Source organism: Actinoplanes sp. NPDC089786 (genome assembly GCF_040684855.1).
Taxonomy (GTDB): Bacteria; Actinomycetota; Actinomycetes; order Mycobacteriales; family Micromonosporaceae; genus Actinoplanes.
The window spans coordinates 1,304,568-1,327,728 of the sequence record NZ_JBFBGU010000001.1; the positions used below are offsets into that span (position 1 = coordinate 1,304,568).

General features: G+C 66.1%; 22 protein-coding genes and 2 tRNA genes. 17 read left to right on the forward strand and 7 right to left on the reverse strand.

The genetic code is table 11. The features are described 5' to 3' along the window. Positions 1–51: 51 nt before the first annotated feature. A tRNA-Arg gene (locus tag AB0O15_RS06340) sits at positions 52–115 on the reverse strand. Between the two features lie 364 nt (positions 116–479). Between AB0O15_RS06340 and AB0O15_RS06345 the strand changes: the two genes are divergently transcribed. The 3 genes from AB0O15_RS06345 (at position 480) to AB0O15_RS06355 (ending at position 3,738) form a co-directional block, all read left to right on the forward strand. Beyond that, positions 480–2,768, forward strand: coding sequence for a hypothetical protein (locus AB0O15_RS06345; protein ID WP_364314785.1), 2,289 nt, complete (start codon positions 480–482; stop codon positions 2,766–2,768). 158 nt (positions 2,769–2,926) lie between these two features. Further along, positions 2,927–3,421 carry a nucleoside-diphosphate kinase gene (locus AB0O15_RS06350; RefSeq protein ID WP_364314788.1) on the forward strand — a complete coding sequence of 165 codons (495 nt, stop codon included), beginning with the start codon at positions 2,927–2,929 and terminating at the stop codon, positions 3,419–3,421. Beyond that, a complete protein-coding gene (locus AB0O15_RS06355) occupies positions 3,421–3,738 on the forward strand; it encodes a hypothetical protein (protein ID WP_364314790.1) in 318 nt (105 codons plus the stop codon). Before AB0O15_RS06350 ends, AB0O15_RS06355 begins: the two co-directional genes overlap by 1 nt. 12 nt (positions 3,739–3,750) lie before the next feature. Here the strand turns inward: AB0O15_RS06355 and AB0O15_RS06360 are convergent, their stop codons facing one another. The 3 genes from AB0O15_RS06360 to AB0O15_RS06370 form a co-directional block, all read right to left on the reverse strand. Further along, positions 3,751–4,161 (reverse strand): NUDIX hydrolase, encoded by a 411-nt coding sequence (locus tag AB0O15_RS06360; RefSeq protein WP_364314792.1) that lies wholly within the window; start codon positions 4,159–4,161, stop codon positions 3,751–3,753. Next, positions 4,154–4,834: an NUDIX hydrolase gene (locus tag AB0O15_RS06365; protein WP_364314795.1), complete on the reverse strand. Its 681-nt coding sequence runs from the start codon at positions 4,832–4,834 to the stop codon at positions 4,154–4,156. Before AB0O15_RS06365 ends, AB0O15_RS06360 begins: the two co-directional genes overlap by 8 nt. Positions 4,835–4,911: 77 nt before the next feature. After that, positions 4,912–5,262: a winged helix-turn-helix domain-containing protein gene (locus tag AB0O15_RS06370; RefSeq protein ID WP_364314796.1), complete on the reverse strand. Its 351-nt coding sequence runs from the start codon at positions 5,260–5,262 to the stop codon at positions 4,912–4,914. Between the two features lie 137 nt (positions 5,263–5,399). Between AB0O15_RS06370 and AB0O15_RS06375 the strand changes: the two genes are divergently transcribed. The 10 genes from AB0O15_RS06375 to AB0O15_RS06420 all read left to right on the forward strand — a co-directional run bounded on the left by AB0O15_RS06375 (position 5,400) and on the right by AB0O15_RS06420 (position 15,332). Beyond that, positions 5,400–5,684 (forward strand): hypothetical protein, encoded by a 285-nt coding sequence (locus AB0O15_RS06375; protein WP_364314799.1) that lies wholly within the window; start codon positions 5,400–5,402, stop codon positions 5,682–5,684. Positions 5,685–6,280: 596 nt separating this feature from the next. Beyond that, entirely contained in the window at positions 6,281–6,514 is a 234-nt protein-coding gene (locus AB0O15_RS06380) for a DUF6284 family protein (RefSeq protein WP_364314801.1), read from the forward strand. A 40-nt stretch (positions 6,515–6,554) separates the two neighbouring features. Further along, complete coding sequence (locus AB0O15_RS06385; protein ID WP_364314804.1) at positions 6,555–6,779, forward strand: hypothetical protein; 225 nt, start codon at positions 6,555–6,557, stop codon at positions 6,777–6,779. Continuing rightward, positions 6,776–7,375 (forward strand): DUF2637 domain-containing protein, encoded by a 600-nt coding sequence (locus AB0O15_RS06390; protein ID WP_364314806.1) that lies wholly within the window; start codon positions 6,776–6,778, stop codon positions 7,373–7,375. The genes AB0O15_RS06385 and AB0O15_RS06390 overlap by 4 nt, the downstream gene beginning before the upstream one ends. A 46-nt stretch (positions 7,376–7,421) precedes the next feature. After that, positions 7,422–7,739, forward strand: coding sequence for a hypothetical protein (locus AB0O15_RS06395; protein ID WP_364314808.1), 318 nt, complete (start codon positions 7,422–7,424; stop codon positions 7,737–7,739). A 93-nt stretch (positions 7,740–7,832) separates the two neighbouring features. Beyond that, entirely contained in the window at positions 7,833–9,974 is a 2,142-nt protein-coding gene (locus AB0O15_RS06400) for a cell division protein FtsK (RefSeq protein ID WP_364314810.1), read from the forward strand. A 429-nt stretch (positions 9,975–10,403) separates the two neighbouring features. Further along, positions 10,404–12,344: a DUF3987 domain-containing protein gene (locus tag AB0O15_RS06405; protein ID WP_364314813.1), complete on the forward strand. Its 1,941-nt coding sequence runs from the start codon at positions 10,404–10,406 to the stop codon at positions 12,342–12,344. 178 nt (positions 12,345–12,522) lie between these two features. Further along, positions 12,523–12,795 (forward strand): helix-turn-helix domain-containing protein, encoded by a 273-nt coding sequence (locus AB0O15_RS06410; protein WP_364314816.1) that lies wholly within the window; start codon positions 12,523–12,525, stop codon positions 12,793–12,795. Then, positions 12,796–14,172 (forward strand): integrase, encoded by a 1,377-nt coding sequence (locus AB0O15_RS06415; RefSeq protein ID WP_364314817.1) that lies wholly within the window; start codon positions 12,796–12,798, stop codon positions 14,170–14,172. 116 nt (positions 14,173–14,288) lie between these two features. Next, positions 14,289–15,332 carry a hypothetical protein gene (locus AB0O15_RS06420; RefSeq protein ID WP_364314820.1) on the forward strand — a complete coding sequence of 348 codons (1,044 nt, stop codon included), beginning with the start codon at positions 14,289–14,291 and terminating at the stop codon, positions 15,330–15,332. Between the two features lie 641 nt (positions 15,333–15,973). On the opposite strand, the gene AB0O15_RS06425 is transcribed toward AB0O15_RS06420, so the two are convergent. The 3 genes from AB0O15_RS06425 to AB0O15_RS06435 form a co-directional block, all read right to left on the reverse strand. Next, positions 15,974–16,048: transfer RNA gene (locus AB0O15_RS06425), tRNA-Arg, on the reverse strand. Between the two features lie 70 nt (positions 16,049–16,118). Then, the gene (locus tag AB0O15_RS06430) at positions 16,119–16,787 is read right to left on the reverse strand and encodes a DUF305 domain-containing protein (protein WP_364314822.1); all 669 of its coding nucleotides are present in this window, start codon (positions 16,785–16,787) and stop codon (positions 16,119–16,121) included. After that, positions 16,787–17,590, reverse strand: coding sequence for a DUF3105 domain-containing protein (locus tag AB0O15_RS06435; RefSeq protein ID WP_364314825.1), 804 nt, complete (start codon positions 17,588–17,590; stop codon positions 16,787–16,789). The genes AB0O15_RS06430 and AB0O15_RS06435 overlap by 1 nt, the downstream gene beginning before the upstream one ends. Before the next feature lie 85 nt (positions 17,591–17,675). Between AB0O15_RS06435 and argS the strand changes: the two genes are divergently transcribed. The 4 genes from argS to thrC all read left to right on the forward strand — a co-directional run bounded on the left by argS (position 17,676) and on the right by thrC (position 23,147). Then, entirely contained in the window at positions 17,676–19,325 is a 1,650-nt protein-coding gene (gene argS, locus AB0O15_RS06440; protein ID WP_364314828.1) for an arginine--tRNA ligase, read from the forward strand. A 3-nt stretch (positions 19,326–19,328) separates the two neighbouring features. Continuing rightward, positions 19,329–20,714: a diaminopimelate decarboxylase gene (gene lysA / locus AB0O15_RS06445; RefSeq protein WP_364314831.1), complete on the forward strand. Its 1,386-nt coding sequence runs from the start codon at positions 19,329–19,331 to the stop codon at positions 20,712–20,714. Continuing rightward, positions 20,711–22,006 (forward strand): homoserine dehydrogenase, encoded by a 1,296-nt coding sequence (locus tag AB0O15_RS06450; RefSeq protein ID WP_364314833.1) that lies wholly within the window; start codon positions 20,711–20,713, stop codon positions 22,004–22,006. Before lysA ends, AB0O15_RS06450 begins: the two co-directional genes overlap by 4 nt. A gap of 91 nt (positions 22,007–22,097) precedes the next feature. Further along, positions 22,098–23,147 (forward strand): threonine synthase, encoded by a 1,050-nt coding sequence (gene thrC, locus AB0O15_RS06455; RefSeq protein ID WP_364314836.1) that lies wholly within the window; start codon positions 22,098–22,100, stop codon positions 23,145–23,147. Positions 23,148–23,161: the final 14 nt, after the last annotated feature.

Here is a 23,161-nt window from a genome sequence, read left to right on the forward strand (position 1 = left end):
GGCCGGCCTGTAAGTTTCCACTGCTCAGAGGCCCGAAACGGCTGGCTGGATTGGTGCCCCCGGCAGGATTCGAACCTGCGCTTTCGCCTCCGGAGGGCGACGCGTTCATTCGGCTCGCACTTGCCCTGAGCTGCGGCTTCGCGGCCGACGGACCTGAGCGGCGTAGGACTTCGGCACGTATGAGGCACGGTCGTGCACAGACCGCTCACCGAGATCTCGCCTGGGCGGTCTAGCACTCCCACTCGTTGGCCTCGATGCTTGGGAGATAGAGACAAACCGCCCGCTCTTGTCACCTGCGCGGCAGGCCTAGCGTGCCATGCGGCGCTAATCGCGGGAGATGTGTTGCTAGTCACACACGGTTGGTTACGAACCGTGTACCCACTGTCGGAAACCCGTCGCATCCACGGTGCCCGCTAGACAGCTCTGAGCACATAGTGTGATGTAAGCCACATAACTGATCACGAGTGACGGGACCAGCCTTGGGCGGACGTGCTCCTCAGATACGGCAGCTTCTGCTTGAGATCGCCGGAAGACTCTTCCTTTCCGAAGCTCACCTGGTTGAAGTTATTCGAGATCGAGTCGGCCGCGCCCTAGACCGAACCCTCGTCTTAGCCAACGACGCGCCAGTAGATGCCGCGGTACGGCTAGTGCTGGAGGATCCCGAGTTCGGACATCCGACAGAGCGACTGGGCGCCTATAGAGAGGTTTACGAAACTGCGAGCGCTGCCATCAACCAGTATCGGAGTGAACGGGCCTCTGAAGACGCCCTGGATAACGAAGATGATGAAGAGCGAGAACCGCATTTCTCACCAATACTCAAGTTCGTAGCATTTCTCATTTGTGTCGCGCTACTCGCCCTGTGCGCCCTATCCGCGAAGCTCAACAGTTGGATCGAAGGCCTAAGCCCTGGGAGGAATATCGCCGCCTCGGCTTTGCCCGCCTGGAGGCGCATCGTCCAAAACTGGCATTCCATTTCCGCAATTGACCAGGCGTTCACGTGCGCTGGATTGATATGCGTTACGCTTCTGGTCATCCTAGTTTTCCGGACGATGAAGCGACAGCTTAAAAAGGCTTGGAACAGCGAAATAGCTGAATATGCAGAATTGCTGCGACCGACGCTCCGAGCTCTCCTGAACGAGTTATCGAATGAAGACGAAGATGTGCTCTACATAGATCGAGCTCCCGGGCTCGGAGACACGGACGCTGTTGAACGCCTGATTTCCAGGCCCGAGCTGGATCAAATCAGAGTCCTAAATACCACGTTGGGCGCACGCGCTATTGCGGTAAGTGGCCCGAGGGGTGTGGGAAAGACCGCTCTACTAACCGCATTTTCGAGGCAACTGCATGGAAATCATGGACCGACGTTAAAAGTATTGGTTTCGGCTCCCGTCACCTACGATGCGCGAGAGTTTCTGGTTCACCTCTACATTCAGATTTGCGAAAGAGTTCTTGAAGCTGCGGGTAATCCTTCGAGGCCCGCATCGAGAATCGCCCTTGCCAGTATCCGGAAGTTAATCAGAACCGCTGCCATACTAGCCGCATTCTCCGCATTTTTCGCGTCGTTGTTTCCTGGATTCCGCGCGGTCGTCGAAGGCCTTGGCATTGATTTACCGAGTCCGGGATTAGCGTCCTACCTGGGGCTACCAGCGCTGATTGTTGTTTGGAAAGTTACCGATCGCCTCCGATCAGGGCTGGTCTGGCAACCGACTTCAGCCATCGTCCGTAGAACGCACCGAGAGCTGCGGATGCTTAGATACCTGCAAACATCCACGTCGGAACGTTCCGGCTTCTTCAAGAAGGCTGGCGTCGAACTTGGCGGAAAGGCAGTGCGCCAACTCGCTCAGCAACCCACCACTTTGCCTGAGGTTGTCAGCTCGTACCGATCATTTGTCGGAGCTACGGTGCACTGGCTAACCAGCATCCGGCAGGGCGAACCACACTTACTCATCTGCATTGACGAGGTCGATCGAATAGCGAAGGCCGAAGACGCAGAACGATTTCTCAATGACGTGAAAGCGATTTTCGATGTTCGCGGCTGCAGTTACATAGTTACCGTCTCGGAGGACGCACTCGCGGGATTCGAGCGGAGAGTTATGCGGGTTCGGCCGGCACTCGACAGCGCATTCGATGAGGTTGTCAGGCTCCAACCATTCACTTTTAATCAATCTCTACAACTCGTCACGCGGAGCGTTATCGGGCTCCCTCCAAAGTATGTCATGCTCTGCCACTGTATAGCGGGTGGTATTCCGCGAGACTTGGTAAGAGCGGTAAGGGCGATTTTTGCGCATAGGCACCGCACAGAGGCAACCGACATCGACACAATCGTGGAAGAACTGGTAGCTGGTGAAGTTCGTGCGCTGAAACGAGGGCTGCTTGCGAGGGTGGTGGGGAATGATGATTTCTCGTCCGCACCCCAAGTTCTTAGCGTCTTGGGTGATGATTCCAAGATGACCGCAAAAGGATTACTAGAAGCGGCTTCATCCCTGAGTTTACTTGAGACTGAGAGATCATCCACCGAGGCTGTGGCCAAAGAGCTTGCATCGGCCCTTTGCTTCTACGCCACAATTCAAGAAGCCTTCGTGAGTCGTAGCATCTACCTCGCAAATAGTACCCAGATCGTTGACCAGTTGGCCGCCACTCGCGGCCTGCTTCCTGTTAGCTCGTTGCTGGCTATGGATAAACTCAACCGTCTAAGGCGAACAATCAAGCTGAAGACCATCGCCGACGAAAGTAGCTCGGGGATGAGCGAAAAAGGCTCCAGTCACTAGAATGGTTGATAATCTCCATGGATTCGCCGTGTAGAGTTTCGAAATGCAGCCGACAAGCCGGTAATCGGACTAGGCAGCAAGGCGCGACGATGCCGTCTAAATCGCAAACGGCATATGCGGTACCCTGCGTTCACCCGATATGACATGGAGTGTTGGCTATGAGCGCAGTCGAGCGGACCCTTGTACTACTGAAGCCTGATGCGGTTGCTCGTGGGTTGGCTGGGCGGATTCTTCAGCGGTTTGAGGAAGCCGGGCTGAAGGTCGTGGGGACCAAGATGGTGCTGATGGATGCCGAGCTGGCGAAGAAGCACTACTTCGACCTGGAAGAGCGGTTCGGGAAGTCTGTGTTCGAGGTGACTGCGAACTTCATGCAGACCGGGCCGGTTATCGCCCTGGTGCTGGAGGGCGTGGCAGCTGTCGCCAACGTTCGCCGGCTTGTGGGGTCTACGTTCCCGAACCAGTCGGCGCCGGGGACGATCCGCGGGGACTTCGCGCACACGTCGAAGGCGTACACCGAGGCTCAGCACACCGTTGCTGCCAACCTCATCCACGCCTCCGGCAATGTTGAAGAGGCTAAGTACGAGGTTGACCTGTGGTTCGACAGCGCTGAGCTGTTCGAGTACCCGAGCGTGGCCGAGCGGTACCTGTTCTGATGGTTGACGAGGACGTCGCTCAGCGCCCCTCGCTGAGCGAAATCCGGAAGCAGTACGAGGAAGAGCTTCACTTCCAGGACGACCGGGCTGCTGCGGAGTACGCCTATGCCCTGGCTGTCCGGCTGCGTGAGATTGGGCTGATCGGCGAGGCTCGGCGGTTTGCCGCTGAGTGCGTCGAGCTGGCCGAGCGTCTGCCGGCTAAGACGCTGGACGACGTCGTGTCATCTCGGCAGTCTGTCGGAGGCGTTCCGCTGCCAGACCACTTCCATGATGGTGTGGTCCGGGCGCGGCTCGCTGACCTGCTCGGCGCGGCCTGAGCCGGAGAGACGTCAGCGCAGGTTGGCGTCCAGGTGCTGTTGCACCGGCTCGTAAAACGGATATGGGACGTACTCGGTGAGGGTGGCGCGGTCGCACCACGCCACCTCTGCCAGTTCTTCCTCATCGCCTACGTGGGCGGTTCCGCTCACGACCTCGCAGGCGAAGTAGTACATGGTGCGGCCCGTGTTGGGGTGGACCCGCCAACCAAGGTCGCTGGTCACGCGTACGGTCAGGCCGGTCTCTTCCTCAGCCTCACGGACGGCGCCGGCGCCAGGCGTCTCACCAGCCTCGACCTCGCCCGCCGGGAACTGCCAGGAGAGCTGGCCTTCCTTCACCCGGCGCCGGGCCATCAGGACTTTGCCGTCGTTGACGATGACTGCGGCCGCGATGGGTGGGCGCTCGTCGGTTTTGGGATCACTCATTGTCGGCCTCCAAGGCGCGCAGGACTGGCTCGTAGATGCGTTGTTCGGGGATGAAGCGGGTGACGTCTGCCTTGGCCGCCCACAGCGCGCTGGTGTTCTCGATTTCGTCGCGGTTGACGACGTCGCCGGCGAGGTAGTCGCAGAGGAAGTAGGTCGCGTTGACGCCGGAGAGCGGGTGGACGCGTGATCCCAGCTCGTCGCGGATGACGCAATGGATGCCGGTCTCGGCGAGGGTTTCGCGGATGGCGACGGTTGCGGAGTTGGCGCCGGGCTTGACGATGCCGGCGGGGAACTGCCAGGTGATGCCGCTCGGGTCGGCGTCACGGCGACAGACCAGCAGGACTTCGGCGTCGTTGACGACTACCGCGATCGCGACCGACAGGGCTACGGCGCCGCCGACTGCTGCGGCTTCTGCGTCGTCTTCGGCCTTGAGCTGGCGAGCGAAGCGGAGCTTGGCCGGCTCATCGGCTCGGCTGTAGGCGGTGTCCAGCGCCCGTTGTAGCTCGGGTCGGATGACGATCTCTGGGCGCTCGCTCCAGGCGGCGATCGTGCGTTTCGCTACGCCGATCAGGGCGGCCATCTCGTCTTGCGACATGCGCAATGCGGCTTGAAGTGCGGTGGCGTGGCGACCGGTCCATTGATCGATGACCGTGTCTCTGGCCGGCTGACTCATGCGGCTGCCACCGATGACCGATCGCAGGGCAGGCTCGACTGCGCTTTCCGCGTACGGCGCAGGCGGTATCCCATCGGTCAGTTGGGAACCACGAGCGTCGTGCCGGTCGGGAAGGTCTCCACCTCACCGCTCGCTCGCGTGACGGTCACCGCGGCGGCGGAGGTGATGGTGTCCCCCGGCGCCAGCTCCACACGCTCGGGCGCCTCGGCGACAAACGTGCCGTGGCCCTGGCGGATCTCGATGAGTCCCTCGGCGCGTAGCACTGCCATGGCGCGGCGGACGGTTTCGCGCGCCAGGCCGAATTCGTCGTGGAGATCTTTCTCGGAGGGCATCCGCTGGCCGGGTTGCAACTCTCCGTTACTGATGCGATCCCGCAGGATGCCGGCGAGCTGCCTGTAAGCAGCGCCTTCGCGATCCGGGGTAATCACATGCTCACGTTAGGTACAGGCATATGGTCGGCTAGTGGCGTATGCGTCTAGACGTCTGTATCTTTTGCGGCATAGTCATCACGCCAGCCTCACTGGCGCTCACCCGCCTCTGGGGCCACTTGACCGGGGAGCCAGACATGGCCGGAAAGACCACTTCCAAGCGGCGCAACTGCCCGCTCTACTGCACGATCGACCACAGCTTCGATGCCACGCAGCACGTGCACCACATCGCGGAGGTCTACGTGCCACGCGGACACGTCGCCGTCAACGTCAACTTGGTCCGCGGCGACGGAGCCGACGAGATCGAGCTGAGCGCCGGCCGGGACGGACTTGAGCCGGCCATCACGCACATGACGGCCAATGAGGCGCGGACCCTCCGCGATGCGCTCAACGTCGCGGTCGCCTTGCTGGATCGCACGTAAGCCTCCGTGTGCGCGTGAGCCCCGGGTGCCGATGGGCGCCCGGGGCTCGCTACTTCACCGGAACTGCATCAGAGATGCATTCGCGATGGTCGTTGCCTCATCGGCAGCGCACGGCTTTCCCGGTTGACTTGGTCTTACCGGAAAGCAGCGCTGACGAGAGGAGGTGAAGAGCCGATGTTGGATCAGGCTTCAGAGGATCCGCGGCGTGGCCGGGATGCTTGCCACTCCCGGACGGCCGCCGGCCGCCAAGCGGGCGAACGCCCGAACGTCCGGTCGGGGGCCGGCGCCTGGCCGCGCGACACGTAAGACCGCCAGGTGGCAGGACTGATCGGCACTCCCACGGAATCCAGGAACGCCACGACGTCATCGGTCGTCCACCAGTCGCGGGGCAGTTTGTCGCTCGCTTCAGCCATCACCGGCGAGGTTACGCGATCCGTCGTCGCCTCCGCTGATCACCACTCGCCATCCCGCATCTACGCCGGACGGCTCGTTTGCTCGAATACAACGTCGCGTTGTAGCGTCGCTCTCATGAACACAACGCCACGTTGTATTCGGCTCATGTTTCGTCCGGTCGGCATCCCTCCGAAAGGACACCCGTGTTCCGCGTACCCGATGAACCCACCCCGGCCCACCTCGCAGCGATCGAGCGCGAGCAACGCCTGCTCGACGCCGAGATTGCGCTGGTCGACGCCGAGATCCGCTTCCTCACCGCAGAGCCGGCACCGACCCAGCTCGACTGGCGCCGTCTGCGCCGCGCGCAGAACCGCGTGCTGCGCGAGATGGTCGCGCTTGTCGAGCGCTACCTCCGCTCGATCGACGAGGTGGCCTGATGCTGGCGACCGCGGTGGAAACCCATGTCAGGAGACCCAGATGAGCCTCGGCATCTTCTCCCTGATCCTCATTGCCGCTCTCGTGATGCTCGGCATTGACCGCAGGACGCGCGGCCGGATCGTCTTCACGGCGGTGTGCGCGCTGATGCTCGGTCTGGTCATCGCGGGCAGCAGCGGCGTTCTCGCGAAGCCGTCGCATGCGCTGGTCGACGGCGTCCGCTCGGGCCTCACGTCCATCGGTCACTCGCTGAGCGGCAGCAAGTGAACTCCACTCAACTGATTCGGGTGCGGTGGGGCGTACGCGGCGCATTGGTCCTCGGGGTTGCGGCCTCGGTCGCGGCGAACATCCTGCACGCCCTGCCAAACCCGATCAGCCAGACGATCGCGGCGTGGCCGCCGCTGGCGCTGCTGCTGACCGTCGAGCTGATCTCCCGGATTCCCGTGCATCGCCAATCGCTGGCGGTGGTGCGGCTCGCGGCCACTGCCTCAATCGCTGGCATCGCGGCCTGGGTGTCCTACTGGCACATGGCCGGCGTCGCGGCCCGATACGGCGAGGTGGGGGCTGCGCCGTATCTCATCCCCTTGTCCGTGGACGGGCTGATCGTGGTCGCGTCGATCTGTCTCGTCGAGCTGACCGGCCGGATCCAGCTCGTGGCGAGCAACCCGGTGGCCAAGGCGGCCGCCAAGGCGGACATCCCGGCGGACGCCAAGCCGGACACGCGGCGGACGCGCAAACGGGACACCGGCACGGCGGTCGCACGGCTGCGGTCCCGTCATCCCGATCTGTCCAACCAAGAGATTGCCGCCCGGCTCGGCGTGACCGATCGCACGGTGCGACGCCACCTGTCCGCCGCCGCGTGATCCAGAGGAGAAACCTATGTCCGACAACGCAGAGGACCGACTCTCCATGGTCCTGAACGCCCTTGGGGACAACGCCGAAGACGTCGCCCACCTTCTGGAGTACGGCGGATGGCGCGGGCTTCAGCACAACCTCGACGCGTGTCCGGTCGCGCTCTACCTGCGCACGGTCGTCACAGACGTCACGGAAGCGCAGGTGGGCCGGAAGCGCGCCAAAGTGCGCACCACCGACGGCACGGACGTCATCGTCTACCTGCCGCCCGCGGTCGCCGGCTTCGTCGTGGCCTTCGACGTCGGCGCGTACCCCCGCTTGATCACCACCATGACCGACGACAACGGCGACGTGATCGACGACCTCGAACGCTAGGTCCGCCCGAGGCGCGGCCCTCCGGCCTGCAAACCAACGGCCGCGCCTCGGCCCACCCGATCGGCCAACAGACCTCCCGGAGGAACAACCATCATGGCAACGCCAAACCCCGAAGGCGAGTTCGACTGGACCGCCGCCGAGGCCGACGTCGTCCACTTGGGCGACACGCGCCGCAACCGGCGCCCGGAATCCTGGTCGGCCGATATCGACGACGAACACGACGAGGTGGGCGACCAGCCGATCCCCGTCGACCCGCCCATCACTCCGCCGGCGGTCACGAGGCTGCCTATCGTCCCCGCCTGGCTTCGCTCCAAGACAGAAGCCCTTGCTTTCGTACGCTGGTTTGCTGGCCACTATGCGCACATCAGCACGTACCACCTTCTCCGCCTGCCGCTGTACCTGTGCCGGCTCGTCTTCCGGTCACCACGCGGCCTGCTCCGTTCCCTCGCGGCGACGGCGCGGTGGTCGTCTGATGCCGAAGGGCGACCCGTCCGGCTGGCGGCCGTGCGCCGTGAAGACGCCGAGGACTACCTCCGGTTGTCGCGGCAGCGTGACGGCCGGGTGCGGCTCCGCACGCTCATCCTGATTCTCGCCCTGGGCGTCGGAGCATCGGCCGTGACAACGATGCTCGTCGTGGCTCCCCGATGGGCCTGGTACTGCGCCCTCGCCGCGATCGCTGGCCTGTTCGGCGTGATCGGCTCGTCGCCGGACAGACCGCTGATGGACGTCGCGGCGATCAAGCCGCGTGTGCGCAAGCTGACGGCAGATGTGCTGATGCGGGCGTTCCTTGCGGCCGGGCTGTGCAAGGTCGACGAGCCGATCACGTTTCCGATGCCGATCATGCGGGACGGTCCGGGATGGCGGGCGGTCATCGATCTGCCGTACGGGACCAAGGCCGACACCGCGATCAAGAAGCGCAACGACCTCGCCGCAGGGCTCGACCTGGACGAGGTGCAGGTCTGGCCGGAGCGGGTACGCGGCGCGGCGGGCTCCGCTCGACGGCTGGCGCTGTGGGTCGCGGACGAGGATCCGTACGCGAAAGCCTCTGCTCTTTGGCCCTTGATCGCGAAGGGCAGCGTGGACGTCTTCGAGCCGTTCCCGTTCGGCGAGGACCAGCGCGGGCGGCCAGTGCGGTTGCTGCTGATGTTCACGTCGCTGCTCATCGGGGCGATTCCGCGGATGGGCAAGACGTTCGCCGCACGTGTGCCGGCGCTCGCCTGCGCGCTGGACCCGATCGTCGAGCTGCACATCTACGACGGCAAGGGCGGCCAGGACTGGCGGGTTTTCGAGCGCGTCGCCCACCGGATCGGCTTTGGCGTACGCGACGAGGTGGTCCTGGCGCTGGTCGAAGACCTGCGCGCCCTGGTCGCCGACATGAACCGGCGCTACGACACGATCGCGACGCTGCCGGCCGACATCTGCCCCGAGTCGAAGGTGACTCGCGCCATCGCCGAGCGGCGCGCGCTCAAGCTCTGGCCGATCCTCGTGCTGATCGACGAGTTCCAGCGCTACAGCGGGCACCCGGTCCACGGCGCCGAGATCGTCGAGCTGTTGACCGAGCTGTGCAAGGTCGGCCCGTCGGTCGGCATCATGATCGAGCTGGCGACCCAGAAGCCGGACGGCAAGGCGGTGCCGACTGATCTGCGCGACAACATGGGTACGCGGTTCGCGCTCAAGACGATGACGTGGCAGTCGTCCGAGGCTGTCCTGGGAGCCGGCAGCTACACCGCTGGGCACGACGCGTCGCGATTCCAGCGGGCGCATAAAGGTGTCGGCATCCTGCTTGGCGCTGACGACTCCGGCGCTGCCGAAGATGCCGTGACGGTGCGGACCAACCGCACACCGCTCGCCGACATCGACGCCGTCATCACCCGGGCACGTGCCCTCCGCGAGGCCCACGGAACGCTCACCGGGCACGCGGCCGGCGAACTGGCCGACTCGGCCGATCCCGCGGCCACAATCCTCGACGACATCCTCACCGTGGTCCGGGTCGACGAACCCAAGGTCTGGTCGGAAACCGTGGCCGCGCGGCTCGCCGAACTGCGGCCTGAGACGTACGGCGAGTGGAAGCCGGAGCAGATCGCGGCAGCGCTCAGGCCCTACGGCATCACGGTCGGCCGGCAGGTATGGGCCACCGATCCCGCGACCGGCGAGAAAGCCAACCGCAAAGGCATCCATCGCAACGACGTGGCGGCCGCGGTGGCTGAACGTAACCAGCGGCGCAGAGCCGCGTAGGGCTAGCAAGCCGCTAGATCTAGCCCCGAACACCGCTAGGGCTAGCGGCACCGCTAGCCCCCTCCAGCCCGATTCACCAGGACGCTAGCCCGCTAGCGGCCATGGCCGAATGCACCCCAAAACCGCCCTGGAGGCCACCAGTGGACGCCGCCCGCCTCGCCGCTAGCCTGCTCTGCCCCGCCTTGATCGCCATCACTTTCAGCTACGCCGCCCTGTGCGCCGCCAAGCCGTTTCGCTCGTGCCGTAGGTGCTCTGGCACCGGCACGCGGGGCTCTCGACGTGGCCGGCGTGGGCGGTCGTGCCGCCGCTGTGACGGCGTCGGCATCCGCATCCGGCTTGGCCGCCACCTCTTCAACGAGGTTCGCCGGCTCTACCGCGACGGCAGCCGATGAGCGAAGCCAGTCCCCGACTCGACAGGACTTCCACACTGTGACCCGCACTCCACCGCACGACGAGGCTGCCGAGCGAGCCGTGATTGGTTCCGCGCTTCTCGCTCCCAGCCTTGTCGCGGACCTCGCCGACGTCGTGCAGGCCGACGACTTCTACCGCCCGGCACACGCCGAGCTGTGGCGCGTCCTTGTCGGCCTGCACGCCGCGGGAGCGCCAGCAGATGCGATCGCCGTCACGGCTCACCTCGCCAACGCCGGATCGCTGGTCAGGCTAGGGGGAGCGCCCTACCTGCACACCATGATCGCGGCAGTCCCTTCCCCAGCGAACGCGTCGCACTACGCCCGGATCGTTGCGGACCACGCACGGCGTCGAGACGTTGCCGACCTGGGAAGCCGGCTGACCCAGCTCGCCAGCAGCACCGGAGACACCCGCGACGTGCTCGCTGCTGGTCGTGCTCTTCTCGCTTCCGTGCCCTCGGCTGCTTGGCCGGCGCCGATGCCGTTGACCGCACGCACACTCCCGCGGCCGTTCCCCGTGGAGGCTCTCCCGGCGTGGCTGGGTGACATGGTCGGCGCCGTCGCGGAGTTCACACAGACTCCGGCAGACCTAGCCGGCTGCATCGCGCTCGCCGTACTGTCCACAGCGGCTGGCGGGCGGGCCGAGGTTGAGATACGCGGGTCCTGGCGCGAGCCGGTCAACCTGTTCACGGTCGTGGTGCTACCACCCGGGTCGCGGAAGTCGGCCGTCTTCACCGCCTTGGTTCGGCCTCTGCTCGCGGCCGAGGCTGCCCTGATCGAGCGCACTCGTCCTGCGATGGTCGAGGCCGAGCTGGCTCTCCGCGTCGCGGCGAAGGCCGCGGACCGAGCTGCGAACGCTGCGGCAGCCGCATCCGATGCGGCGGGCCGAGATCGCCTACTTGCCGAGGCTGCCGCTGCCGCGATGAACGCCGATTCCATCAGCGTTCCGCCGTTGCCGCGCCTTGTCGCTGATGACATCACGAGCGAGCAAGCCGCTTCCCTGCTTGCCGAGCAGGGTGGCCGGCTTTCAGTGCTGTCGCCAGAGGGCGGCATCTTCGCCACTCTCGCCGGCCGGTACTCCGGAGCGCCAAACCTCGAGGTCTTCCTTAAGGGCCACGCCGGCGACATGCTCCGCGTCGATCGCCGCTCTCGACCTGCGGAGCGTGTCGACCAGCCTGCACTGACGCTCGGCCTGGCCGTACAGCCAGAGGTGTTGCGCGACATCGCGCAGATGCCGGGGTTCCGCGGCAAGGGCCTGCTCGCCCGCATCCTCTTCGCCGTACCGGAGAACACCGTCGGGCGCCGTCGGATCGGCGCCGACCCGATCTCTCGCACAGTCAGCGACGCCTACGCCGCGAATCTGAGTGCCTTAGTCCTTGGTCTGGCCAGCCGCCGCGACCCTATTCTCCTGCCGCTGACGCCCGAGGCTAACGAACACATGCTGGCGATCGAGCGGGACATCGAGCCGCGCCTGGCGCCGTCGGGGAGTTGGGCACACATCGTCGACTGGGCCAGCAAGTACGCCGGCGCTGTCGCACGCATAGCCGGACTCCTGCACCTCAGCGAGGTCGGACCGAGCGGGTCGATCGGTGCCGGCATTTTCACTCGTGCCGCCACGATCGGCGCCTACTTCGCCGAGCACGCCCTGGCCGCCTTCGACGACATGGGCGCAGACCCGACCGTCGAAGACGCGCGGCACATCTTGAGTTGGATCGGACGGACTCAGACTGAGCGATTCACCAAGCGTGACCTGTTCAGCGCCATGTCCCGCGGCCGATTCCGCAAGGCTACGGATCTCGATCCGGCCCTGAACCTGCTTTTGGGTCACGGCTACCTGGCGACTGTTGCAGCGCCCGACCGCCGAGGCGCAGGACGCGCGCCGTCGCCGACCTGGCTCGTCCACCCGGAGGTCATCCGGCCGGCGGGCACGGTCAAGCCCATCAGCGCAGGGCGGGCCTCGTGAACGCATCTCGTCGTCCGCAGAATCCGCGGAATCCGCTCTATGGCAGTTCTGCGGGCGATCTGCGGATTTCGCGGATTCTGCGGAGCCCATCACGTCTCGCTCCGCGGGCGCCTCCCCGCCGCGCTGAGAGCCCTGGTGATGAGAAAGCCCGACGCAACGACTCAGGGGAGGCCCGACTTTGGCTGCCAGACAGGCCAACAACAAAACGGTCATCGACCTGGCGCAGGAACGCGAGCGCCGTGGCCGCTCTGGACGCGCTGACGCGACGCCCAAGGCGTATCTGACCGTCGCTGACTTCTGCACGGAGATGGATGTCGCGCGATCCACCTTCTACGACTGGCGGGCCAAACGTCTGGCTCCCCAGTGCATCAAGCTCCCGAACGGCGAGCTGCGGATCCGTCGGAGCGAGTTCGAGCGGTGGCTGGCCGAGCACGAGGAAAGGGCGGCATAGGTGCCCACGACATACGACGTGCGGATTCACAAGACGGACGTCTACAAGGGCTCGCGTACCACGACGCACTGGGTGCGGTGGAGCGTTGCGGGCGCTCCCAAGAAGGAGCCGTTCAAGGAGAAGCGGCTCGCCGAGAGCTTCCGCTCCGATCTGGTTGGCGCGGCCCGCAAAGGCGAGGCGTTCGACGTATCTACCGGCTTGCCGGTCTCAATGAGCCGAGCCGGCGTGCAGATCTCTTGCTACGAGCTGGCGTGCAGGTACGTGGATCTGAAGTGGCCTCGGTCGGCCGCTATGACCCGCAAGACGACCGCCGAGGCGCTGACAGCCGCATTACCTCACCTGTTCAAGAGCACGCGAGGCAAGCCTGATGCCCGCCTGATCCGCACGGCTCTCCGTCGGTGGGCGTTCAACACCGTCTCGCGTCAGGGCGAGGACATGCCGGCCGACATCCGCGCTGCGCTCGCGTGGGTGGAGCGCAACACTCGTCCTGCGACGGATCTTGCCAACGCGGCAGTGGTCCGCACGGTTCTGGACGGGATAACGCTGAGGTTGGACGGCAGAGAAGGTTCGCCCGTGGTCGTCACCCGCCGGCGGAAGATCTTCACGGCGATGCTCGAATTCGCGACGGAGATCGATGCGACGACGGCCAACCCCTGGCCTGCGATGAAGTGGACGCCTCCGAGAACGGCTTCCGGCGGCATCGACCGCCGTAAAGTCGCCAACCCGGTGCAGGTGCGAACGCTGCTTGATGGCGTACATGACCAGGGCCGGACCGGCCCACGGATGGTTGCCTTCTACGCCTGCCTCTACTACGCAGCGATGCGGCCGGAGGAGGCGGTAGGGATCATCTTGCCCCGCAACCTCGTGCTGCCGGCCACGGACGACGAGTGGGGCAAGTTCGTGCTGGAGGTGGCCGAACCACACGCAGGAAAACACTGGACGGACAGCGGCGAGAACCGTGATACCCGGCAGCTCAAGCAGCGCGCGTTGGGGGAGACGCGCGAGGTGCCGTGCCCTCCTCCGCTTACCGCGATCCTGCGGAGTCACGTCGGTGAGTTCGGCCTCGGACCTGGCGGCCGGCTCTTCGTAGGCGAACGCAACAAGCGTGAGCTTCCGATCTTGACTATCAACCGCATCTGGCGACAGGCACGAGCGGCGGTGTTCACGCCGGAGGTCGTGGCATCCCCCTTGGCCGAAACGCCGTATGACCTGCGACACGCCGCAGTGTCGACCTGGCTGAACGCAGGAATCTCACCGACCCAGGTGGCTGAATGGGCAGGTCAGTCAGCCGAAGTCCTCTGGAGGAACTACGCGAAGTGCTTGGACGGAGGAGAGGCTGAACTGAAGCGTCGGATCGAGGCCGCTTATTGTGTATAGCAGTCGCCCGATGCGCTACGGGCCAAGAGGCGACCCGTTAGGCACCTTGACAGCTTCGTTCCGCTCCCCACTCAGCCGCGCTCGCCCTGAATGCGATCTTGCGATATATTGCCGTCGTGGATATCGATTCCATTGTGCAAACCGTAACCGCAGTCGCCACACCTCTTGCCGCCTTGGTCACCGTTCTAAGTCGGCGGCAGAGACTGCGGAAGGACATCCGTGAGAATCTCTCGCTTGTGGAAGAGATCGAAAAGAATCAGACTCTCCGCGAGCACACCCCTACGGCGTTCTGGATTCACGGTCGAATCACGCTCGATGTCGCGCGCCTGACCGGACAGAAACTCGGCACACCGAAGAAGCCCGTACCTGTCGGCTCATTAATCCTCGCTGCCATCATATTCGTCGGCTTCGGAATTTGGACCTACTACATTGTTCGAAACGGCTTCCAGTGGTACGCCGTTTTCCCCGGTGTCGTGTGTGCGATGATGCTTATATCCATCATGGGCATGTTCATGAATCGCGAGTTGCCGCCGGATCAAGATCCCGCTCTCCCACCTGGAGCCACTCCTGTTGCAGGAATGAGCGAAGGGGAGAAGATCGCCAACCGCATCGCTTTGTCAGAGTCGGGAATGAGCGACAGGTATGCCGAAAGCGGCCCTGTCGGAGTAGTTTACAAGTTCATCGAGGCTGCACGGGATGGCCGTCATGAAGATTGGCTCATTGCGGTAGATCAGAACTGGATTCTATGCCGCGTTCAAAGCTGGATTTGGGAAAATGAAGACCACACAGATGATGACCTTTCCCGACTAGATGAACTGGCGCAATCTCTATCCACCGAGGGGCAACCTGAAGGGCTGTGGGAGAGATTCCTGAACGATGAACGCGAGCATTTGCAAAATCTTTGGCGGGACGTGGATATCGATAGGCTAGGCGCGGGAAGCACAAAGAGAAAGATCGGACCAGGGTACGAGCTCGTTATTCTTGTTCCGACAGGCGATACAGATGGATACCTCGTCCAGTCTGCAACAGTTGTTCAGGGCGCCTTCACCTTCGTGGTCCACAAGGTCAACACTTCATGGAAGGTGGCTAACCATGTCGGGAATGCCTCACCGAGTCCCGGATGGCCGCCAGCTTGGTGGACAACGAGCGAAGAAATTTAGCGTTCCCGCCTATAGCGAATTGCCGACGACGGACGCCTCGCCGTCGATTGTGTCAGCCGCCTCGGAAACCGTCACACTGAAAATCTCAATGAACTTGAGGGTGATTCCTACTCGACGCTAAGTGCGAGGACGAACGCAAGCCGTCTGTAACCGGTCGATGGTCATCCTCATGGACGGTGGCGACCTTAGCGCTTAGGCCGATGGCCGCGAAACAAGCTTGCTCGACCTCAAGTGCCCCATCTGCCCTAGCCCGTCGCACTGGTCTGAGATCCGCAAGGTTTAGAGACACGCAAGGCTGCTAGGGAAGTCATCTACCTGCTCGAAGGGTCCGGCAGCGAGATCTGGCGCAACTACGCAAAGTGCTTGCACGGTGGCCAGTCCGAACTGCGACGCCGTGCCGAGGCCGCTTATGGCGGTGGGCAGCTCAACCCGTTAAGCGGGCCGCGTCTCTTAGCAGTTCGCTGGATCGATACAACCCTGAGCAGGAGCAAGAGAACGCGGACGAACGTCGGCGGAACTTCGGCACCTATTCGGCAAAACTAGCCGTGGAAAGCCAGTGATGGCCGGATGCGGCCGGACAGGCAACCCGAGCCAGAGACCGCCTTGCTGCTGGTCAGTGGCCCTGGGGTCCTGGTGGACTCTGGTGCCCCCGGCAGGATTCGAACCTGCGCTTTCGCCTCCGGAGGGCGACGCTCTATCCCCTGAGCTACGGGGGCTCAGGAACGCTCAGAAGCCTAGCAGGCACCCAGGAACACCCACCAACCGGATACCTCCCGGGCGGGTTGGCTACTTGGTGGCCTGGGCCTTCTTGAGCAGGTTGTCGATCAGGTTGAGGTCGCTCTGCTGGCCGGTGACCATGGAGCCGGCCAGCCAGGTGACGTCGGGGTTGTCGGTCTGGTCGAGGATGGCCTGGGCCATGTGCAGGCCGCCCAGGTGGTGTGACCTCATCAGGGTCAGGAACTGGATGTTCAGGTCTTGGCCGGTGGCCTTGCCGAGTCGGTCGATCTCGGCGGGGGTGGCCATGCCGGGCATGAGGCCATTCTTGACCGAGGCGGCGCCGCCGGGCATCCAGCTCATGGCCGGCTTGGAGCCGGTCGGGCTCAGGCCCCAGTCGCGCAGCCAGGCCTGCATGTAGCCGACCTGGCCGTGCTGGGTGAGGGCGATGTCGGCGCTGAGGCTGAGGATGTTGGGGTCGGTGGTGCCGGCGTGGGCGATCATCGCCATCTGGACGGCCTGGGCGTGGTGGGTGCTCATGTCGCGCAGGAAGCCGGCCTCGGGCGAACTGTCGCCGGGCACGCCGGCCTTGCGGGTGGCCAGGAACGTGCCGCCGGCGCCGAGGAGCAGGCCGACGATCAGCAGGGTGGCCAGCCAGGCCACGCCGAAGCGGAACTCTTGGCGTGGCTCGGCCACGTCGCCCGGAGCGGCCGCCCCGGGCGACGATGTGGTGACGGTCATCAGCTGTCCTGGGGCGTCGTACCCACCGCGTTGACGCCGTCGGAACAGACCGCGCCGGGCTCGACGGAGGCGTTCTGGCGCAGGGCCTTGATGAAAGCGTCGATGCGGGCGTCGTCGACCGAGTCGAGTTTGAGCTGGTAGCCCCAGGCCTGCAGGGAGACGTTCTTGTCGAGGTTGGCGATCGGGCTCATCAGCGAGTAGGGCTGGCCCTCGATCTTGCCCTTGAGCTTGGCCACCTGGTCGGCGGGCAGGCCCTGCTTGTAGGTCAGCCAGACGGCGCCGTGCTCGAGGCTGTGCACGGCGTGCTCGTTGGGGATGGGCTGGTCGTAGACGTCGCCCATGCAGTTCTCCCAGCGCGGGTTGTGGTCGCCGCCGACGGGAGGGCTGGTCTTGTACTGCTGGACGCCCGCCTTGTGGTTGCGGGCGAGCAGGGTGGCGTCCTTGTCATCGCGGTAGTTCACGATGCCGTCGATGCCGGCCGCGCGCTCCTCCCACGGGGTGCCCGCCTCGTTGCTGCTCTTGGCGGCGGCGTACACGCCGTACCCGATGATGCCCGCGGCGATCAGGACGACGACGCCGGCGACGACGATCGGGCCCCAGTTGCGCCCACCGGCGACCTTGACCGGGGTGACCGGCTTACGGCCTTTGCCCTTCGGGCCGCCCTTGGCGCCACCCGGGCGTGTTCCGCCAGGCTTGCCGGCCGACGCCTTCTTCGCGCCGGTCGGGGGCTTGCCCTGGCCGGAGGTCTTGTCGACCTTCACCGTGGACGGGACCCGCTCGGGACCCGGGGTGCTCATGCTCATCGTGCCTCGTCAATCCATCCGCAAGTCGATCGCCACCCAGCGGGACGCCGCCAAGCACGAAAGTCTACCCGGATAGCATGGCTCGGTGACTCCCGCCGACCTCGCTGCCACTGTTCTCTCAGCTGCCCGTGCCGTATTCGTTGCCCGGGGACTGGATTTCGCCGCCCTGCCGGCCGCGACGACCGTGGAGCGACCCCGCAACCCCGAGCACGGCGATTATGCCTCGACGCTGGCTCTGCAACTCAGCAAGAAGGTCGGAGTGCCGCCCCGCGATCTGGCCCAGGCGCTCGCCGCCGAGCTGGGCGCGCAGCCGGGCATCAAGTCGGTGGAGATCGCCGGGCCGGGCTTCCTGAACATCCGGCTCGACGCCGCGGCCGCCGGTCAGCTGGCCCGCGACATCGTGCTGGCGGGCGACCAGTACGGCCACACCGCCCGCCTCGCCGGCCAGCGGATCAACCTGGAGTTCGTCTCGGCCAACCCGACCGGCCCGGTGCACATCGGCGGGGTCCGGTGGGCCGCGGTCGGCGACGCCCTGGCCCGGCTGCTGCGCGCGGCGGGCGCCGAGGTCGGCACCGAGTACTACTTCAACGACGCGGGTTCACAGATCGACCGCTTCGCCAAGTCGCTGTACGCCTCCGCGACGGGCGAGCCGGTGCCCGAGGACGGGTACGGCGGCGAGTACATCGCCGAGATCGCGGCGACGGTCAAGGCCGAGGCGCCCGACGCCGACCTGGAGACGTTCCGGGTGCGCGGCGTCGAGCTGATGTTCGCCGAGATCAAGCAGTCGCTGACCGAGTTCGGCGTGCGCTTCGACACGTACTTCAACGAGAAGGACCTGCACGACCGGGGTGAGTTGCAGACCGCGCTGGACCGGCTGCGCGCGCAGGGGCACACGTTCGAGGCGGACGGCGCGACCTGGCTGCGCACCACCGACTTCGGCGACGACAAGGACCGGGTGCTGCGCAAGTCGGACGGCGACTGGACCTACTTCGCCGCCGACTGCGCGTACTACCTGGACAAGCGCGAGCGCGGCTTCGACCGCGTGGTGATCATGCTGGGCGCCGACCACCACGGTTACCTCGGCCGGATGCGGGCGATGTCGGCGTGCTTCGGCGACGACCCGGCGGTCAACCTGGAGATCCTGATCGGTCAGCTGGTCAGCCTGGTGCGCGACGGTGAGCCGGTGCGGATGAGCAAGCGGGCCGGCACCGTGGTCACGCTGGAGGACTTCGTCGAGGCGCTGGGCGTGGACGCGACGCGGTACGCGCTGGCCCGCTACTCCTCCGACTCCCCGATCGACATCGACGTCGACCTGTGGACGTCGGCCAGCCGGGAGAACCCGGTCTACTACGTGCAGTACGTCGCCGCCCGCACGGCGAGCGTGGCCCGGCAGGCCGCGGCGGTCGACCTGACCCGCGGCGAGCCGGACGCGTTCCACGCCGATCTGCTCACCAACGACAAGGAGAACGACCTCCTCAAGGCGCTGGGCGAGTACCCCGACACCGTCAGCCGGGCGGCCGAGCTGCGTGAACCACACCACGTGGCCCGCCTGCTGGAGAAGATCGCCGGCGCCTACCACCGGTTCTACGACGAGCCGGCCTGCCGGGTGCTGCCCAAGGGCGACGAGCCGATCGGCGACGGCAACCGCGCCCGCCTGTGGCTGAACGACGCCACTCGTACGGTGATCGCGAACGGTTTGGGGCTGCTGGGCGTCAGCGCACCGGAAAGGATGTAAGGCGTGAGAGCGCATGAGGCGGGTGCCCTGCACGGTGACCTGGGCACCCGGGGGCCGGCGTGGCTGCGTACCCCCGAGAATGTGAACGCCCTCGTGCCGGAGCTCTGGCCGCGGACGGTGACCCGCGCCGAGGCCGGCGATCTGACCATCGGCGGCGTGAGCGTGCGCGAGCTGGCGACCGAGCACGGCACCCCGGCCTACCTGCTGGACGAGGACGATCTGCGGGCCCGCTGCCGCGACTTCAAGGACGCCTTCAGCGACGCCGACGTCTACTACGCGGGCAAGTCCTTCCTGTGCAAGGCGGTGGTCAAGGTGGTCGCCGAGGAGGGCCTCTTTCTTGACGTGTGCACGGGTGGGGAGCTGGCCGTGGCGCTGGCCGCGGGCTTCCCGCCGGAGCGCATGGGCTTCCACGGCAACAACAAGTCGACGCGGGAGTTGCGGCGAGCGGTGGACGCGGGCGTCGGCCGGATCATCGTCGACTCGTTCCAGGAGATCGACCGCCTGAGCGAGATATCCAGGCGATCGGGCCGAAGGCAAGCTGTTCTCGTACGCGTCACCGTCGGCGTCGAGGCGCACACCCATGAGTTCATCGCCACCGCCCACGAGGACCAGAAGTTCGGCTTCTCGCTGGCCGGCGGGGACGCGTTCGCCGCCGTCACCAAGATCCTCGACGAGGACGTGCTCGATCTCCGCGGGCTCCACTCGCACATCGGCTCGCAGATCTTCGACACCAGCGGCTTCGAGGTGGCGGCCCGCCGGGTGCTGGAACTCCAGGCCCGGATCCGCGACGCGCGCGGCGTCGAACTGCCCGAGCTCGACCTGGGCGGCGGCTTCGGCATCGCGTACACCACGCAGGACGATCCGTCCCCGGCCGGCGATCTGGCCAAGCGGATCAACAAGATCGTCGAGAGCGAGTGCGAGCTGGCCTCGCTGGCCAAGCCCAAGCTCTCGGTCGAGCCGGGGCGCGCGATCGTCGGCCCGGCGGTGATCACGCTGTACGAGGTGGGCACGGTCAAGGACGTCGACGGGATCCGGACGTACGTGAGCGTCGACGGCGGGATGAGCGACAACATCCGGACCGCGCTCTACGACGCCTCGTACAGCGCCACCCTGGCCTCGCGGAAGAGCGGGGCCGAGCCGCTGCTCGCCCGCGTGGTGGGAAAGCATTGTGAGTCCGGGGACATCGTCGTGAAGGATGAATTCCTGCCCGCCGACGTGCAGCCCGGAGATCTTCTCGCCGTGCCCGGCACCGGCGCGTACTGCCGGAGCATGGCCAGCAACTACAACCACGTGCCGCGCCCGCCGGTGGTCGCGGTCCGGTCCGGCGCCGCGCGGGTGATCGTCCGCCGGGAGACCGAGGAAGATCTGCTCGCATTGGATGTTGGATGAGGTCTGTGAAACTCGCGCTGCTCGGCTGTGGCACGGTCGGCTCCGAGGTCGTCCGGCTGCTGCACGATCAGGCCGACGACCTGACCGCGCGGATCGGCGCGACCCTCGAGATCGCCGGCATCGCGGTCCGCCGCCCCGGCCGTGAGCGCGGCGACGTACCCAAGGATCTCTTCACCACCGACGCGCTGGGCCTGGTCAAGCGCGACGACGTCGACATCGTGATCGAGGTGGTGGGCGGCATCGAGCCGGCCCGCACCTGGCTGACCGAGGCGTTGCGCGCGGGCAAGAGCGTGGTGACGGCCAACAAGGCGCTGCTCGCGGAAGAGGGCGCGGCGCTGCACGACGCGGCCGCCGAGGGCAACGCCGACCTCTACTACGAGGCGTCCGTCGCGGGGGCGATCCCGCTGCTCCGGCCCCTGCGCGAGTCCCTGCACGGCGACCGGGTGACCCGGGTCACCGGCATCGTCAACGGCACCACCAACTTCATCCTGTCGTCCATGGACGAGAGCGGGGCCGGCTTCAGCGAGGCGTTGGAAGAGGCCACCGAGCTGGGGTACGCCGAAGCCGACCCGACCGCCGACGTCGAGGGTTTCGACGCCGCCGCCAAGGCCGCCATCCTCGCCTCCCTGGCCTTCCACACCCGGGTCACCGCGGCCGACGTGTTCCGCGAGGGCATGACCGCGGTGACCGCCGGCGACATGGCCAGCGCCAAGGCCATGGGCTGCACGATCAAGCTGCTGTGCATCGCCCAGCGCGGCCCCGACTCGACCGGCCACGAATCGGTCAGCGTGCGGGTGCACCCGGCGATGATCCCCCGGTCACACCCGCTGGCCAGCGTGGGCGACGCGTTCAACGCGGTGTTCGTCGAGGCCGAGGCGGCCGGTCAGCTGATGTTCTACGGCCGCGGCGCCGGGGGCACCCCGACCGCCAGCGCCGTGCTGGGCGACATCGTCGCGGCGGCGCGCAACCGGCTCACCGGCACCCGGGCGCCGAGCGAATCGGCGTACGCGAAGCTCCCGATCCGCCCCATCGGCGAAGCCGTGACGCGCTACCACATCAGCCTCGACGTGGCCGAGCGCCCGGGCGTGCTGGCCGCGGTGGCCGGCGTCTTCGCGCGGCACGAGGTGTCGATCGCCACGGTCCGGCAGTCGGGCCGCTCCGAGGACGCGCAACTGGTGATCGTCACCCACGGCGCGCCGGACGCGAACCTGGCCGCGACGGTTGCTGAGCTGGGCAAGCTCGATATCGTTCGGTCCATCGCCAGCGTGTTGCGGGTCGAGGGTGGGGACTAGTCATGACCGACTGCACCGAGCGGCAGATGCCGGCGCCTGCCTACGGCGCCGCAGGCGAGGGCCAGAAGGGCATGACGAAGGAGGCTCTGCGATGTGGCACGGACTGATCGAGGCGTACCGGGACCGGTTACCCGTCGGGCCGGACACTCCCGTGGTGACCCTGCATGAGGGGAACACCCCGCTGGTGCCGGCGCCGGTGCTGTCGATGCGAACCGGGGCTGACGTCTACCTCAAGGTCGAGGGGGCCAACCCGACCGGCTCCTTCAAGGACCGCGGTATGACGATGGCCGTGTCCAAGGCGGTGGAAGAGGGCGCCAAGGCGATCATCTGCGCCTCCACCGGCAACACCAGCGCGTCGGCCGCGGCGTACGCGGCCAGGGCGGGTCTGACCTGCGCGGTTCTCGTGCCCCAGGGCAAGATCGCGCTCGGCAAGCTGGCCCAGGCCCTGGTCCACGGGGCCAAGCTGCTCCAGGTCAACGGCAACTTCGACGACTGCCTGGCGCTGGCCTCGAAGCTGTCCCAGGACTACCCGGTCTCGCTGGTCAACTCGGTGAACATCTTCCGGCTGCACGGTCAGAAGACGGCGTCCTTCGAGATCGTCGAGGCGCTCGGCGACGCGCCCGACATCCACTGCCTGCCGGTCGGCAACGCGGGCAACATCTCCGCCTACTGGATGGGCTACCAGGAGGAACTGGACGCGGGCAACATCAAGAAGACGCCGCGCATGTTCGGTTTCCAGGCCGCCGGCGCCGCCCCCATCGTGAACGGCCAGGTGGTGCCCGAGCCGTCCACGATCGCCACCGCGATCCGGATCGGCAACCCGGCCAGCTGGACCAAGGCCCTCGACGCGCGCGACGCTTCCGGCGGCCTGATCAACGCGGTGACCGACCGCGAGATCCTGACCGCCTACCGGCTGCTCGCCCGCGAGGTCGGTGTCTTCGTCGAGCTGGCCAGCGCGGCCAGTGTCGCCGGCCTGCTGCAGCAGAGCGAGGCCGGCCTGATCCCGGCCGGCGCGCGGGTGGTGTGCACGGTGACCGGGCACGGCCTCAAGGACCCCGAGTGGGCGATCTCCACGGCGCCCTCGCCGACCACCATCAAGAACGACGTGCTCGCCGCGGCGAAAGCCCTCGACCTGGCGTAATCGTTGGTCCCTGC